The 15,841-nt window shown below is 67.4% G+C and carries 11 protein-coding genes and 2 pseudogenes; 4 read left to right on the top strand and 9 right to left on the bottom strand.

From position 1 onward, the window contains the following. The first annotated feature begins 60 nt into the window (after positions 1 to 60). Positions 61 to 717, top strand: a complete 657-nt coding sequence (locus ACFY2X_RS07765; protein WP_389933937.1) for a response regulator transcription factor — start codon at positions 61 to 63, stop codon at positions 715 to 717. Further along, the gene (locus ACFY2X_RS07760; protein WP_389933935.1) at positions 714 to 1,967 is read left to right on the top strand and encodes a sensor histidine kinase; all 1,254 of its coding nucleotides are present in this window, start codon (positions 714 to 716) and stop codon (positions 1,965 to 1,967) included. The genes ACFY2X_RS07765 and ACFY2X_RS07760 overlap by 4 nt, the downstream gene beginning before the upstream one ends. A gap of 174 nt (positions 1,968 to 2,141) precedes the next feature. Here the strand turns inward: ACFY2X_RS07760 and ACFY2X_RS07755 are convergent, their stop codons facing one another. Next, positions 2,142 to 2,522, bottom strand: coding sequence for an IS5 family transposase (locus ACFY2X_RS07755; RefSeq protein ID WP_389933932.1), 381 nt, complete (start codon positions 2,520 to 2,522; stop codon positions 2,142 to 2,144). 277 nt (positions 2,523 to 2,799) lie between these two features. Between ACFY2X_RS07755 and ACFY2X_RS07750 the strand changes: the two are divergent. After that, a pseudogene (locus tag ACFY2X_RS07750) lies at positions 2,800 to 3,270 on the top strand (IS701 family transposase); the annotation flags it as partial. A 218-nt stretch (positions 3,271 to 3,488) separates the two neighbouring features. Here ACFY2X_RS07750 and ACFY2X_RS07745 read toward each other — a convergent pair. The 3 genes and pseudogenes from ACFY2X_RS07745 to ACFY2X_RS07735 form a co-directional block, all read right to left on the bottom strand. Further along, the gene (locus tag ACFY2X_RS07745; protein ID WP_389933929.1) at positions 3,489 to 3,899 is read right to left on the bottom strand and encodes a LysE family translocator; all 411 of its coding nucleotides are present in this window, start codon (positions 3,897 to 3,899) and stop codon (positions 3,489 to 3,491) included. Beyond that, on the bottom strand, positions 3,820 to 4,014 hold the full coding sequence (locus ACFY2X_RS07740) for a hypothetical protein (RefSeq protein WP_389934781.1): 195 nt from the start codon (positions 4,012 to 4,014) through the stop codon (positions 3,820 to 3,822). Before ACFY2X_RS07740 ends, ACFY2X_RS07745 begins: the two co-directional genes overlap by 80 nt. A 360-nt stretch (positions 4,015 to 4,374) precedes the next feature. Beyond that, positions 4,375 to 4,980 (bottom strand): annotated as a pseudogene (locus ACFY2X_RS07735) (transposase). A 367-nt stretch (positions 4,981 to 5,347) separates the two neighbouring features. Here ACFY2X_RS07735 and ACFY2X_RS07730 point away from each other — a divergent pair. After that, positions 5,348 to 8,137 (top strand): AAA family ATPase, encoded by a 2,790-nt coding sequence (locus ACFY2X_RS07730; protein WP_389933926.1) that lies wholly within the window; start codon positions 5,348 to 5,350, stop codon positions 8,135 to 8,137. 106 nt (positions 8,138 to 8,243) lie between these two features. Here ACFY2X_RS07730 and ACFY2X_RS07725 read toward each other — a convergent pair whose 3' ends face one another. Genes ACFY2X_RS07725 through ACFY2X_RS07705 form a run of 5 tightly spaced genes read right to left on the bottom strand, consistent with a single transcriptional unit; the run spans position 8,244 to position 15,816 of the window. Then, entirely contained in the window at positions 8,244 to 11,093 is a 2,850-nt protein-coding gene (locus tag ACFY2X_RS07725) for an amino acid adenylation domain-containing protein (protein WP_389933923.1), read from the bottom strand. Between the two features lie 16 nt (positions 11,094 to 11,109). Beyond that, on the bottom strand, positions 11,110 to 12,600 hold the full coding sequence (gene argH, locus ACFY2X_RS07720; RefSeq protein ID WP_389933920.1) for an argininosuccinate lyase: 1,491 nt from the start codon (positions 12,598 to 12,600) through the stop codon (positions 11,110 to 11,112). Continuing rightward, positions 12,597 to 13,838, bottom strand: coding sequence for an ATP-grasp domain-containing protein (locus ACFY2X_RS07715; RefSeq protein ID WP_389933918.1), 1,242 nt, complete (start codon positions 13,836 to 13,838; stop codon positions 12,597 to 12,599). The genes argH and ACFY2X_RS07715 overlap by 4 nt, the downstream gene beginning before the upstream one ends. Next, entirely contained in the window at positions 13,835 to 14,842 is a 1,008-nt protein-coding gene (locus tag ACFY2X_RS07710; RefSeq protein ID WP_389933915.1) for a cysteine synthase family protein, read from the bottom strand. Before ACFY2X_RS07710 ends, ACFY2X_RS07715 begins: the two co-directional genes overlap by 4 nt. A 41-nt stretch (positions 14,843 to 14,883) precedes the next feature. Continuing rightward, complete coding sequence (locus ACFY2X_RS07705) at positions 14,884 to 15,816, bottom strand: GHMP kinase (protein ID WP_389933912.1); 933 nt, start codon at positions 15,814 to 15,816, stop codon at positions 14,884 to 14,886. Positions 15,817 to 15,841: the final 25 nt, after the last annotated feature.

Here is a 15,841-nt window from a genome sequence, read left to right as displayed (position 1 = left end):
CATGACCTGTGGAAAGCCCCGCGTCACGTGCAGGGCGGCGCCTTGGGAGGAATGCGAAGGATGCGGGTGCTGGTGGTGGAGGATGAGGCAATGCTCGCCGACGCGATCGCGGAGTGGCTGCGCGAGGAGACCCACGCCGTCGACATCGCCCACGACGGCGCAGCCGCGCTGGAACGCGCCGCCGTCAACGACTACGACGTGATCGTCCTGGACCGCGACCTGCCCGCCGTCCACGGCGACGACGTCTGCCGCGAACTGGTCGCGGCGGGGTCGGCGGCGCGCGTGCTGATGCTCACCGCCGCCGCCGAGATCACCGACCGCGTCGCCGGTCTCGGTCTCGGCGCCGACGACTACCTCACCAAGCCCTTCGCCTTCCCCGAACTCGCCGCCCGCGTCCTGGCACTGGGACGGCGCTCCCGCCCGGCCGCCCCGCCGGTGCTGCGCCGCGCGGGCATCACCCTGGACCCGGCGCGCCACGAGGTGTTCCGCGACAGCCGCTACGTGCCGCTGGCCAAGAAGGAGTTCGCCGTCCTGGCCGAGCTGCTGCGCGCCGACGGGGGCACGGTCTCCGCCGAACACCTGCTGGAGAAGGCCTGGGACGAGCACGCCGACCCGTTCACGGGGGCCGTCCGGCTCACAGTCCTCAAGCTGCGACGCAAGCTCGGCGACCCGCCCATCGTCGAGACCGTCACCGGAGTGGGGTACCGCATCCCGTGAAGCTCCGCAGACTGCTACCGCACCGCATCACCCTGCGCGCCCGGCTCACCCTGATCTACGGCGGCCTGTTCCTCGCCGCCGGAGTGGTGCTGCTCGGTGTCACCTACGCGCTGTTCAACCAGCAGCTCAACGGCTCAGGACCGAAGCTCGACAGCCAAAGCCTCCCGCCCGCCTCGCAGACCGGACCTCCCCTGGCGAAGGACATTGCCGTGGTCACCGAGAACGGCGACAGGCTCACCGGCGGCACCGCCGAGAAATGGCTGGACGACCAGCGGAACACGCTGCGCGACGCCGCCGTCACATCTCTCATCACCCAGGGTGGGATAGCGCTCCTCGTCGTCGGCGGCACCGCCGCGGGCTTCGGCTGGCTGGTCGCCGGCCGGGTGCTGGCACCGCTGCACCGGGTCACCGAGACCGCCCGCCGCATCGCCGACGCGTCCGCCGCCGGCCGCAGCCTGCACGAGCGCATCGCCCTGCAGGGGCCGGACGGCGAGGTCAAGGATCTCGCCGACACCTTCGACATCATGGTCGAACGGCTCGACCGGTCCTTCGACGGGCAGCGCCTCTTCGTCGCCAACGCCTCGCACGAACTGCGTACGCCGCTGACGCTGGGCTGCGCCCTGGTCGAGCTGGCCATGCACCGCAAGACGGCGTCCGAGGACGTCAAGCAGCTCGGCGAGAGCCTCCTGGAGATCAACTCCCGCCACGAGCGGCTCATCTCAGGGCTGTTGCTGCTGGCCCGCTCCGAGCACGAGATCACGGACAGGTCCCCGGTGGACCTCGCGGACGTGGTGGGCCACGTGGTCACGCAGAACGCGCCGCAGGCCTGGGAGGCCGGGGTGACGCTGCGGGAGGAGGCAGACCCGGCGCCCACCACCGGCGACGGCCTCCTGCTGGAACGGCTGGTGCACAACCTGGTGGAGAACGGCATCCGGCACAACACGGGCGGGGATGCCGCCTGGGTGCAGGTGACCAGCCGAACCGTGCCCGGAGGACACGCGGAAGTCGAGGTGAGCAACACCGGGCCGGTCGTGCCGCCGTACGAGATCGCGTCGCTGTTCGAACCGTTCCGCCGCCTCGGTGGCGACCGCCTGGTCACCGCCAAGGGCGCGGGCCTCGGTCTGTCCATCGTCCGCTCCATCGCCCACGCCCACGGCGGCGACGTCACCGCCCGCCCGCGCCAGGACGGCGGCATGACGGTCACCGTCACCCTGCCGCTGTGCCCCGACCCCAACCCGGCCCGAACGTGACCCGCGCACCATGTGTCTTCACCACCCCGTCCTCAAGGGTGTCGCGTACGTGTGTCCGACCTCGCGGGTTTGTCGGTGACTGAGGTTCCCCCTGTAGCACGGACCCCGCGCTCGTCCCATATCGCGGCGTTGAACAGCCGCTGCATCCCATCCGGCGTGCGGTCACCGGCGTACTCAGCGTCCAGCCGTTCTTGCGCGCCAGACCCGACAGCAGTCCCTCGACACCATCCCGGCGGCATGGTGATGGGCGCGGGCCGTGGTGGAGTCCACGCTGACCAGGCCAAGGTCGACCTGCCCGCGGGCCGCGGCCTCAGCGATCATCATCTGCATCGGCTGCTCGAAGACACCCGCCATCGCCCACGACCGGAACCGGTCGTAGACGGTGGACCACGGCCCATACTCGGCGGGCAGATCCCGCCACGGGCTGCCGGTTCGAAACCGCCACATCACCGCGTTGAACTGCTGCCGCAGATCCGGGATCGGGCCCCGCTCACCCAGGGGCAGGTGAGGCTCGATCAAGGACCATTCCTCGTCAGTGAGGTCTCCGCGCGCCATGGCGATGGCCTACCAGGACCGGAAACTGCAGCGCAGGCGAATCTCCTGATCTCAACTCCGTACAGGCCCTAATACTTCCCGTGAGATCCGCGCAATAAATGCCCATCAGATTCCTCCCTTAATACTCCAGTGACGCTTCGCGATCTTGGCGATTCGGGCCACATGAAGACGGCCATCACGTGATCATTCGGAGTTTGTGAAGACATCTGAAGATCGCGTGACGGCCGTGGCCGACACTGTAGACCCTGCCTGCTGGCTGGTCACCTTCAACGAGTTGATGGGCCGAATCGCCGCTCGCTTCGGCCGCGTCGAGCCACGACGCGCCGCCACCGCGTATGTGCGCGGGCTGCTGTCCGGCATTGAGCGCAAGAACTGCTGGAACCTTGCCGAGCACGCCGGGTTGACCGGCCCGCAGGCCATGCAACGGCTGCTGCGCACCGCTCGCTGGGACGCCGACGCCGTGCGCGATGATCTGCGCGGTTACGTCACTGAGCAGCTCGGCCAGAACGGCGTGCTGATCGTCGATGAGACGGGTTTTGTCAAGAAGGGCGCCGGCTCGGCCGGCGTGCAGCGCCAATACACCGGCGCTGCCGGACGGATCGAGAACAGCCAGGTCGGCGTGTTCCTGGCCTACGCGACACCACGAGGGCGGGCGCTGGTGGACCGGCGGCTCTATCTGCCCCAGCACACATGGCTGGCCGATCCTGCTCGCTGCCGTGCGGCCGGGGTGCCCGACGACGCCGCGTTTCGAGCGGGCCGCGCAGGATGGCTGGCACGAGGGTGAGCAGGGCGAACCCGGGATGGACCTGAGCCGTATCGTCGATGCCTACCGTGCCTGACCTTCGATGGCGGAAGAGCAGGCCTGGCTGACGGGCGGCCGCGTCTATACGCAGCTGGCGGACCGGCTGTGGGAGCGGATCGCCTCCGGCGTGTAGGCGCATTCTCAGGAACCTGCGTTCCGCCCGATCATCGCTCGACTGCCAGTCGGACTCCGAGACCGATGAAGATCCCTCCCGTTGCGACGTCGATGCGGCGACGAGCGGCATGCCTGCGCCGCAGCCATCCACCGATACGCCCCGCCAGCACTCCAACCGTGCCATCCACCATGAACTCCAGCACGATCAGGATGGTGCCGAGGATCGCGAACTGCAACCAGACCTGACCCAGTTGCGGGTTGATGAACTGCGGGAGGAAGGCGATGGTGAAGGTAACCATCTTCGGGTTCAGCAGATTCGTCAGCAAGCCGCTGGTGAACGCTCGCCGATTCGACATCGCTCCTCCGTCGGCCACAGGCACGTCACTTTCGAGCCCCTTGCGGTTGCGGATCATCTGCACGCCGAGATAGATCAAATAAGCGGCTCCAACGACCCGCACCACAGTGAACCGCCTCAAAGAGAGCAGCCAGTCCGGCGGCCGCTACGGCGACATGGACGGCCTCGCTCGTGGCCACACCGGCCGTGGCGAGCAGACCGGCGCGCGGACCACCGCGCATCCCACACCCCAGGACGAACAGCATGTCCGGTCCTGGAGTGATCATGGCGATGACCGTGGTCATGGTGAAAAGCATAAGCAGGTGCTGGTCGATTGGCATGGCGAAAGCGTGGCAGATATCCGCAATGCGAGAGTGCTCAAGGCTGCACGGCGGCGGCCGGCTGCCGAGGGCCGGGGACGGCCGCTGGTCGACGGCGCTGCGCCGGGCGATGCGCAGTCCGCATCGAGGCGCTGCGAAACAGCGCAAATCTAACCATGATCGCGAAATGTCACTGGAGTATTAAGCGCCACGTCACAGGACTGGCGATCTTATTGTTTCCCCGGCAGGAGGCGTTGAATGGACATTGGAAAGCTATTCGAATCAGCCGGCGACCGAATGCCGATCCGGTTGGCGCCACAGGACACGGCGGACGCGGACGATCGCACTGAATCGGATCCACAAGATGGCTCCGCGTAGATGAAGGCCTGCGAGGTGGCTCTCGGGAGTCTTGTCGAAACGAAAGGCCGGGCCACGCCATTTTTCTGATCCTATTAATGCAGCGTTCCGCCGTGTTGCACTCCTCGTATAGATCCTGACCGGGCGGCCGCCACGCGAGCCGCGCTTCTTGCGGTTGGCGGCCTGGTCCACCTCTTCTCGGGAATGACGGCTTTGATGCGGCGTTGCCGTAGATAGGCGCGGTTGCCGCGGGAGGAGTACGCCTTGTCGGCGGCCACCGTGTCCGGGCGGGCCGCGGCCTCGGCGATCATGACCTGCATCAGGTGCCGCAGGACGCCCGTCATCGCCTATGATCGGAACCCGTCGTAGACCGTGGACCACGGCCCACACCCGGCGGGCAGATCCCGCCACGGGCCGCCGGTGCGGAACCGCCACATCACCGCGTTGAACTGCTGCCGCGGCCTCGCCGCTCAGGGGCAGATGAGGATCGATCAAGGACCATTCGTCGTCGGTGAGGTTGCCACGCGCCACGGCGATGGCTTACCAGGGGTGAAGGCCATCGCGCAGGCGAATGACGGCGGTGGCGCCTGCCGCCGACCAGGCTTACCGCAACAGTCGCCGCCGACATTCCAGGCCTTGCCGACCTGCCGGACCGTACGGCGACAGCGCAGCTCGCAGAGCTGACCCCGATTGCCGAGCCACAAGAGTGGAGAACGACTTCATCTCACTTATCGTTACAAGATCGAAATAATTCTTATTATCCGATACGTGATTCTTGTCGCCTGCTAGAGTCAATAAGTCCTGTCCGTATCGTCACGCTAGAGGGTGACAACTACTCTTAGTGACTTACCCGGTGGGACGCAGAGACTATGGGGGAACTCCGAGAGGAATGACTACCGTGGTAGTGGTCGAACGGGATGAAAATCTACTGCTACTGAGGAAATGTCTCGCCGACGGTATCCAAGGCAAAGGTGGCGTGGCTCTATTGAGCGGCCCAGTGGGCAGCGGGAAGACCGAGCTGCTGCGCCAGATCACCGACCATGCCACAGCCGCCGACGTTCTGGTGTTGGCAGCCAGAGGATCACGAACAGAACATGACACGCCACTCGGCATACTCAGGCAGTTGTTTCACAGCACGTCGCTCCCGCCAGGAAGAACCGAAATCGTAGAGCAGCTGCTCCACAGCGGTGCGCGCACCGCGATGGCACGCGGTCCTGAGCAGGAGACCATCGAACAAGTTGACGCCCAGATAACGCACGGATTATGCGCGGAGATATTTGAACTGGCCGGTGACTGTCCACTTCTGATCGTCGTCGACGACGCCCACCACGCGGACATCTCCTCGATTCAGTGCCTGCTGCGTCTGATCCACCAGCTGCGGTCATCAAGGGTGACAGTGATGTTCGCCGAGTGTGAGGGCCCGCAACCAGTGCACCCGCTGTTTCACGCGGAGCTGCTGCGTCAGCCCCATTGCCGGCGCATCCAGCTGGTCCCGCTGTCCCAGCGCGCCGTTTTTCAGATCCTCGAGCAGCAGATGGACGCGCCGACCGCGCGACGACTCGTGAAGGCCTGTCATCAGATCAGCGGCGGGAACCCGCTGCTGCTGCGAGCCCTGCTGGAGGACTATCAGATGTCGGCCATGGCCGGTGCCGCCGAACTGGTCGTGGGCACGAACTTCAAACAGGCATTACTGGCTTGCCTGCACCGCAGCACGCCCACTGCTCTCGAAGCCGCTCGGGGTATCGCGGTGCTCGGCGAGTCGAGCACCGCCACCTTGATCGGCCAGTTGCTCAATGCCCCGATCGAATCGGCCGTCCAGACGATGCTCAGCTTGGACATGGCCGGATTGCTGCAAGGCGAGCGGTTCCGGCACCCGGCGATCCGGTCGGTGGTGCTCGACGACATGAGCCCGCAGGCACTGGCGGACACACACCGCCGTGCGGCGCGCCTGCTGTACCACGGCGAAGCGCAAGCCACGGTGATCGCCAAGCATCTCATCGCGGCGGAGCACATCCAGGTCCCCTGGGCGCTGACTGTTTTGCTGGACGCGGCGAAGGATGCCTCGGCCAACGATCAGTCGGAGCTGGCAATCGAATGTCTCGAACTCGCGAGTCAGGCCGCCACCGACGAACAGCAGCGGGCCGCGATTCTGGTGCTACTCGCCCGCGCCACGTCGCGGATCAGTCCGGTGAGCGCGGCCAGGCAGTTCCTTGATCTGGCCGACATCCAGCGGGCGGGTCGCCTGGAAATTCGCGACGCGGCGCTGATCATCAGCCACCAGCTCTGGTTCGGCCGCTTCGACGAAGGTGTGAGTGCGCTCGAACAGCTGAAGGAATCCGCCGTTCCGTCCGACGCGGGCACCGCAGCCGAGCTGCGTGCCGCCCGAGCGAGGCTGGCTTCCTGGTTTCCCCCCTTACAGGTGCACATACCTGAAACGATGACCACCTCACCCCTCGCCGACACCACACCGGCAACGGGCGACAAGCTGCTACGGGCGGCCACCGTGCTGCGCAGCGTCCTCACTCAGGGAGTCGATGAGGCCATCATCGCGGAGGCCGAACATGTCCTGAAGGAATTCCAGGCCGAGGACGAGTGCATCGAGGACACAGTAAGCGCACTGATCGCATTGATTTACTCGGATCGGATGGATTTAGCGGTCCAATGGTGCAATCGGCTGCTGAAGGAGGCCTCCGCTCGCCGTTCCTCAGGCTGGCAGACGATGTTCGCCATCGTTCGCGCGGAGATCGCCATCCGCCAAGGCGATCTTCCCGCCGCCGAAAAACACTCCCGCTCGGCTCTTGCGAACATGCCGTGGCGAAGCACCGGAGTGGCCAACGTGGGACCCCTGAGCAGTCTGCTGTGGGCCACCACCGCAATGGGCAAGTACAAGGAAGCCGCATCGGTACTCAATCAGCCGGTCCCGGACGGTGCGTTCCAGAGCCGATTCGGACTGCACTATCTGCACGCACGTGGTCATTACCACCTCACGCAGAACCGTTTCGACGCCGCGCTCGAAGACTTCACCGTATGTGGCGACCTGATGACCGACTGGGGGATGGATCTCCCTTCGCTGATCCCATGGCGGACCGGCGCCGCCCTGGCCTGCCTGCACCTGGGCCAGACCTATCAGGCCAGGGAACTCGTGAACGACCAGCTCCGGCTGGTCCTGGTCCGACTGGGTACCGTTCGCTCACGTGCCCACGGCATCACCCTGCGTGCACTTGCCGCGGTCAGTGAGACGGGGAAACGGCCGCCGCTTCTCAAGCAGGCCGCGAGTGAGTTCCAGGAATGCGGGGACCGCCTGGAACTCGCGCACACACTCGCTGATCTAAGCCGGGCCCATCGCGAACTCGGCGAGACAAGCCAGGCGCAGATGGCCGCGCGACAAGCTCAGCACCTGGCCGTGGAGTGCCGTGCCGAGCCACTGGTCATGGAGTTGTCGAATCATGTGAACGCCAAGGCGGAGGTCGCCGTGCACGTCGAGGACGGCACGTTGACCGACGGTGAACGACGGGTCGCCGAACTCGCCGCCTCCGGACACACCAATCGGCAGATCGCTGACAAGCTCTACATCACCGTCAGCACTGTGGAACAACACCTGACCAAGGTGTACCGCAAGCTGAACGTGACGCACCGCGCCGCCCTCAGCACGAGGTTCCCTCGCGACGGCATCGCCGACAGCGCGTGATCCGGTGGCTGGGATACCCAGAGCGGGCATCCCAGCCACCGCACATCGGCCACGTTGTCACGGCCCCTCAGGGCTTGTCCGGCGACCCCTGCTGTTCACGCGATCCCTATCCACGTGAGCCCTTGGCCATGAGCGCCAGCTTCCGCCTGTCGAGGCGGCCCTCCGGGGTCAGCGGCAGGGGAAGCGCCTTGCGATCCAGTTTTCCGTTGGGCGCGAGCGGAATGCGCCCCAGTGGGATGAGGACGGCAGGGATCATGTACCCCGGCAGCCGGTCGGTCAGGTACCTGCGCAGGTCGCCGGGTGCGGGCACCCCGGCACCGGGTTCGGGCACGAAGTACGCGACCAGCAGGGTGTCGTCAGCGATCTCCCGTGCCATGACGAGTGCGGTCCTGATGTCGCGATGTTCACGCAACGCGGCCTCGATCTCGCCCGTCTCGATACGGACGCCACGGATCTTCACCTGGTCGTCGACCCTGCCGAGGAACTCGAGAGCGCCGTCCGCCCGGAATCGCGCCACGTCTCCGGTCCGGTACAGGCGACCGGGACCGAAAGGGTTGGCCAGGAAGCGCTCCGCCGTCAGCGCGGGCCGGTTCAGATAACCCCTGGTGACTCCGTCCCCACCGATGTAGATCTCGCCGGGCACCCCACGCGGAACCGGGCGCAGCCGGGCATCGAGCAGGTACTCGGTGGAGCTCTCGACCGGAGGCCCAAGCGGGATCATGTCCAAAGTAGACAACTCGGATATTGGCTGGAGGGAGTTCCACACGGTGGTCTCGGTGGGACCGTACTCCTGAACGAGCCGGACCTCGGGGCAATGTTCCCGCACGCGGGACACCGCTGCCGGGTCCACTTGCTGGCCACCGAAGAACAGCACCCGCAGTCCCCTGGCGAAGCCCGGTGCCTCGGCGGAGAGCTGCTCGAACAGCGGTGCCGTCACGTACATCACGGTGACGCCACCGTCCCTGAGCACACCGCCGAGCTGCCCTGGAGACAGCAGGGTGTCCTTGGGCACCACGGTCAGCTGCGCACCGTAGGTCAGCGCCATCCAGCACTCGAAGATCATCGCGTCGAAGGAAGGGCTCGACGCGAGCGCCACCACGTCGTCCGGGCCGAGCGCGAGGTAGTCGGCGTTGCCGACGAACCAGCTCAGCGCCGAGTGCTGGACGACGACCCCCTTCGGGTTACCGGTCGATCCGGAGGTGTAGATCACATACGCGGTGGTCTCCCGGTGCACCTCTGTGTTCACCCGCGAGGTCTCCGGCTGCGCCTCGGCTGTCCCGTCCTCGGCAAGAGCCATGACGGGCTGTTCGAGCGCCGACCTCAGCTGCGCGGCGGCTCCCCGGTCGGTCAGCACCACGCGCGCCTGCGCGTCACCGAGCATCAGACGCAGCCTGGCGGCAGGGTAGGCCGGGTCCAGCGGCAGGTAGCACCCGCCTGCCTTGAGCACCGCAAGCATGGCGACGACCAGCGCCGCTGACCGGTCCAGGCAGATCCCCACGCGCTGCTCCGGTCCGACGCCCCGCTCGACGAGCAGGGCGGCCAGACCCGAGGCCTTGCGGTCCAGTTCGGCGTAGGTCAGCGTCAGCTTTCCGTCCCGAACGGCCACGGCGTCCGGCTGAGCGGCCACCTGGTCGGCGAACGCGTGCACGACCGTGCGACCACGATCGTAGTCGGCGGCCGTGTCGTTGTACCGTTCGACGAGCATGCGGCGTTCATTCTCGTCGAGCAGGTCGAGAGAACCGAGCGGACGGCTGTGGTTGTTCTTGTCGGCCAGCACGTCGAGCAGGTGAACGAACAGGCGTGCGAGTTGCTCCGCGGCCTCCTCGGCGACGAACTCGCGCTGGTATCGCAGCTCGCCGAGCAGGTTTGAACCGCCCCGCAGACACAGGCCCAGCGGGTACTCGGTGGACACCGTCGACCCAAGGCGGGATACGTCGAACCCCAGCTCGGCGGCGGAGAACTCGCTGGCGGGCGCATCGACGAACTCCACCACCGAGTCGAACAACCGCCGAGGCGGCGCGACTTCGCCGCACCGGTGAATATGGTCAAGCGGTGCCGGGAGCTCCGCCACTCGCTGCTTGCTCAGGTCACCCAACCAGTCGCCGAGACAGCGGTCCTGGTCAAGGTTCGTACGCACCGGCACCGTGCTCGCCAGTGAGCCCACCGTCGCGAAAGCACCGGGCTCCCCGACGTCGCGCAGGCTGCGGGCGGCACCGAAGACCACGTCCCGGCTGCCCGCGTACAGCCCGAGCAGCAGCGCCCACGCCGCCTCCACCAGGACCGACCGGTCTTCCGGCGGCAGCTCACGCAGCCGCGCCGACAGCGCGGCGGGCACGGCACAGCTCACGGTGCCCGTACCGTTCCCGGGAACCCGGGTGGTGATCAGCCTCGGCTCGGTGGGTGTGTCGAATCCGGCAAGACGATCACGCCAGTATCGCCCAGCCTCGTCGAGATCGACCTGTTTCGCCCACTCCAGGAAAGCACGGGGAGACACCGGCTCCGGCAAGGCCAGGCCGGCGTGTGAGGCGAGGACCTCATGAAGCACGAGATCCGCGCTCCACGCGTCCACTCGCATCTGGTGGTAGGTCAGGCAGAGCTGGTGAACCCGCTCCCCCAGCCTGGCGATCGCCACGGTCATCGCCGGGCCGTCGGTGAGGTTCGTGGCGGCGGAACGCTGCTCAGCGAGCACCTCGCCGAGGAGCCGGTCGCGTTCGTCCTCAGCGGTGTCGCGCAGATCCAGCCATCGCACCGGAATCCCGCCCGAGGTGCGCAGAGCTTCGTGCCGCGTGGTGATCCGCGACCATTCCCCGTCGAACGCCTCCGCGTCCATCGTGCCTTCGAGCAGGTATCGATCCTGCCGCAGGTACCGGCTCGGGTCCTCGCGGACCTGGGAACGAATGTCCTGCTGGGCCCAGGTGAGCAGGTGGCCGGGTGCCTCGTCAACTACGTGCGTCATGTGTCCTCCTCGGTCCCTACGACTGCCGCAACAGTCGCTGGACCGTCTGTTCCAGATCCTGGGCTGCCGTTTCCCATCGCCGCCCGCGGGCGGTCGCGATCTCGTTCAGCCTGGTCAGTTCGGCGTCCAGTGCCGACAGCGAGTCGCCGAGCGATCGAGGACCAGGCCCGCCGCCGAACTCGCCCGCCGCCGCCACGGTTTCCGGATCGAGTGCTCCCACCGGATTTCCGCCGTTCTCGGCGAAGTGGTCTCGCGCGACCACGTCCAGCGTCTGGCCGTGCTCCAGTCCGCGCAGAACCAACCTGCCCACCTCATGGTGTGCGGCGCGGAACGGCATCCCGTCGGCCACCAGGCGTTCCGCGAGATATGTAGCGGTGGTGAAGCCGTTCGAGGCGCGCTCCATCATCCGCTCCGCCACGGGCCGTGCCCCGTCGGCGAACAGGCGCATCAGCACCACCGCCTCCGTGCTGTTGCGCAGAGCGGGCCACAGGTGCGTCGCGGCCTCCGTGCCCACGGCGATCGCGTTGGTGTAACCCGCGGTCAGCATCGAGGAGGCCGAGGAGACGAACGCGCCCACGGGCGCGGCCGCCTTGCCCTGGATGTGTTCCAGCACAAAGGGGTTGCGCTTCTGCGGCATCATCGAGCTGGATCCGACCAGATCGTCAGGCACGTGCAGCAGGCCGAACTCCTCGGTGGACCACAGGGAGAAGTCCTGCGCCGACCTGGCGATGGCCACTCCGAGCACAGCCGAGGCCGCCAGCAGCCGCAACACGAAGTCACGCGAGGCCACCGCGTCCAGCGAGCTGGCCGCCACAGCCTCGAATCCAAGCAACCGGGCGGTGTGCCGCCGGTCGACCCCGACCGAGGTCCCGCCGACCGCTCCGGCGCCGAGCGGGTTGACGTCGATCTCCTTGCCCGCGTGCAGGAGCCCGTCGACACCTCTGAGCACGGCATTGCCGAGTCCGGCGAGGTAGTGCCCGTAGGTGATGGGAACGGCCGGTTGCCGGTGAGTGTAGGCGGGCATGACGACCCGCTGGTGCTCGGTGGCCCGCGCGTGCAGCACGGCCCCGAGCCGCAGCGCCTCGGTCAACAGCTCGGCATAGGGCTTACGCACTCGCAGCCGAATGGTGGTGGCGTTGAGATCGTTGCGGGAACGCCCGGTGTGCAGCACGCCACCGACCTCGACGCCCAGTTTCTCGATGAGATAGGACTCGTAGCTGAGATAACGGCCGCGTGGTGCGGGCCTGCCCCGCAGTTCGGCGAAATCCGTGGCACGCAACACCTGTATCTCGTGAAGCAGCAGCTGGGCCTTTCCCGAGGCCACGATCCCCTGCTCGGTCAGCATGACCAGGTGTGCGCGGTCCACCTCGGTGATGTCCCGCAGCTCGGCGCTCAGCTCGTCCTCGTGCTCGGCCGTACCGTCACCGAAGAGAATCCGCCGCGCGGTCTCGGACAGGGCCGTGCCCAGCCTGCCGGTGTCCACACCTGTGGTGTCGGCCGCGCTCACTCCACACCCCTGATCTCGTCATGGCGCAGGGAACCCCGCAGCAGCGCCAGCCCCTCCTCCGCCGCGTCCCGCGCCTGCCCGAGGCTGTCCCCGGCCGCGATGACATGCCCCAGGCGACCCCGGAAGTCCACGGCGGGCACCACCAGATCACCCGGCTCCCGGTAGACGGCGGCGTCGGTGACTCCCGGAACCCGCAGGGCCTGCCGTACGGCCTCGGCCGGATCCTCTATCGCACCCATACGGTCGGCGGTGAGGAACCGGATGGCGGCGTAACGCTCCCGATCGTGGTCGAGCGCGACCTCACGACCCATGGCGGCGGTGACCTGGGCACGCACCAGGTTGACTCCCGTCGCCAGTTCGACCAGATCGGGAATACGGCCGCCGGCCAGGCGCGGATTGACCTCGACCACGTGGCCGCGGCCGGAGTCCATCCGGATCTCGGTGTGCGCGGCGCCCCAGCCCAGGCCGAGGGCGTCCAGTGCGCGCACCGCGAGGTCCGCGAGCAGTTCACGTTCCACCGGGTCGAGATCGGCGGGAACGTCGTGCCCGGTCTCCACGAACTGTGGGAGCGGCCCCATGTGCTTACGCACCACGGAAACCACGCGTGTGCCGAAGGTCTCCACGGAGAATTCCTCTCCGGTCAGGAAGGACTCCACGAGCACCTCCCCCGGGGTGGTCATGCCCCGTTCGCTCGCGGTCCGCGCCAGCAACTCGACGGCGTGTTTGGCCACTTCCCGTTCGTCCGCACACAGCTGAACACCGATGCTTCCGGAGCCGAGAACGGGCTTGACGACAACGGGGTAGCCGAGCTGATCAGCCGCGGCCACCGCCTCGGCCTCGGTGGTCACGAGCCGGAAACCCGGCACCGCCACACCGGCCTCGCGCAGCCTCGCGCGCTGTTCGGCCTTGTTCCGGCACTGGGCGGCCATCTCCGGTGACGGTCCCGGCAATCCCAGCGAGCGGCCCACGAGCGCCGCGATCGGCACGTAGTACTCGGAGCTGGTGGTCACTCCGACCACCGCGCCTTCGCGTTGCTGTTCGACGGCGACCCGCAACACCTCGGCGGGATCCGAGGTGTCGGTCACCACGTGTCCGACCTGGTCCTCCTGGACGTAGGAGTAGCGACCGGGATCGGCGGTGATGAGCACCGGCTCTGTCCCCAGCGCGGCCGCCTGCCTGGCGAAATGCCTGCCGGTGCCGGTGGTGTTGCTCTCGATCAGCAGCAGGATGCCGGTCACGGGACCAACTCCCCGTGCAGCACCTCGTGGAGTTCCCTTCGTTGCCACGCCATTCGCGACCAGGTCGTCCCGACATCCCTCGGGTGGTTGACCGGCACCGGTTCGGCGGGCACGGCCAGGTTGATCCCGTTGTCCCGCAACCATTCGTCGGAGTAGACGTTCTCCTGGTACCTGTTGCCCTCATCCGGCAGCATGACGACCACCTTGGCGTCGGGATGCTCGGCGGCCCACGACTTCGCGACCAGGTAGGCCGCGCCGCTGGTCGGCCCCATGAAAAGGCATTTTTCGGCGAGCAGCCGGCGGGTGGCGTGGAAGGTCTCGCCCGCGTTCACCCAGTGCACCTCGTCGTAGGCGGTGTGCTGGACATTGGCGGGCAGCAGACTGTTGCCGAGGCCGCGTACCAGTCGCGGCCGGTCCGGCATCCCGAAGATCACGCTGCCGTGGGTGTCCACGCCGATCAGCCGCATGTCCGGTTCGGCGAGCCGCAGGAAGGACGCCATGCCTCCGGTGGAGCCGCCGGAGCCGACCGGCCCGACGAGACAGTCGACACGGCCAAGCATGTCACTGACCAACTCGGCGGCCCGGCCGTAGGCGGTGGGGTTGTCGCGATTGTCGTACTGCCCCGGCACGAAGTGGTTGGGATACCGCTCGCGCAGTTCGGCGACCCGGTCCAGTCGCGCGCGCTGGTAGCCGCCCTCGGCACTGGCCGCCTCGACGATGTCAACCTGCGCGCCGAGGCGACGCAGCCGCCGACGGAGATGCTGGTCGATCGCCGGGTCACCGACGATCCGCAGCCGGTGACCCCGCAACCGGCACACCATGGCCAGACCCAAGGCGAACGTGCCCGAGGAGGTTTCGATGACCGTGGTCTCCCGGTCGATCGCGCCGTTGCTCTCCGCACGGTCGATCATGAAGCGGGCCGGCAACAGCTTCATCAGGCTGAAGGTCGCGGCGTAGAGGTTGTGCTCGAGCTGGACGATCCTGGGTAGCTCAGTGGCTTCCACGATCGACTGATAGGGCATCACGGCTCGTCGCGCCGTTGTCATCACTTGTCCGTCCTGAAGTGCCACTGATTCGTCATTCCGGCGCGGGTCAACAGTTCGCCGGCCGCCTCCATCCGCGCCTCCATCTCCGGATCTGCCGCGTCGAAGAGGAGCCCGGCGATGTCCCCGCTGTGCGCTACCTGAACCCCGATCGCGCCGGCCTCGCCTGCCAGTGCTTCGAGGCGCTCGAAGTCCCTGACGGCGAGGTGCCGCTGGTTGATCCGGGCGCTGCCGGTGGCGACCCTGCCCAGCAGCTCGACATCCCCGGTCTCGATGGCGTTGCGCAGCATCGCACGCAACACTTGGAACGCCTCGACCTCCCAGGTGGAGTACCTGGCCCGAGGCAGGGACAGGGTGTCCACACCAGACCCGTCGTGACTGGTGCCGAACCCGACCACGCCCAGCGGCATGAGCCTGCCGGCGAAACCCTCGATGACCTCGCCCTCCCTGTGTGCGAACAGGACGGTCTGGTCGGAGAACATCAGCGAGTCCGATGCCGTCTCCGCGCGCACCGCCAGTCTGGCCACCGCCGAGGTGGCCAGAGGGCGATGGAAGGCGTTCTGCACCGCCCAGATCGCGGCGACCACATCGCTGGTGGACGAGCCGAAACCTCGCGAAGGCGGAATGTTCGCGTGTATGGTCAGGCGGCCACCCGTCGAGGGCCAGCCGAGTTCGGCCAGTGTCAGGCGGGCCGCCCGGTGTGCCTTGCTTTTCCACGCCGGTGTCACCGTGACGGAGTCCGCATCGGACGGCTCGAAGATCGCCTCCGTGGAGTAGAGGCCGCACGGGATCGTGACCAACCCACGCCGCAGCTTTCCCCCGTCGGCGAACACCCCCTGCAGCAGTTCACCGTGGTGCGCGGCCACCCACGCACTGCCCGGCCCGCGTTCGACGTGGCCGGCGCTGTCGACCATCGCCAGCGAATTCCCATTCATTCGATGTCCAATCCCCCAACGACCG

Origin of the sequence: Streptosporangium sp. NPDC000396 (assembly GCF_042898655.1) — a bacterium.
Classification (GTDB): Bacteria; Actinomycetota; Actinomycetes; order Streptosporangiales; family Streptosporangiaceae; genus Streptosporangium.
The sequence above is the reverse complement of the archived record's forward strand: the minus strand, read 5'-3'. Positions and strand labels throughout refer to the sequence as shown.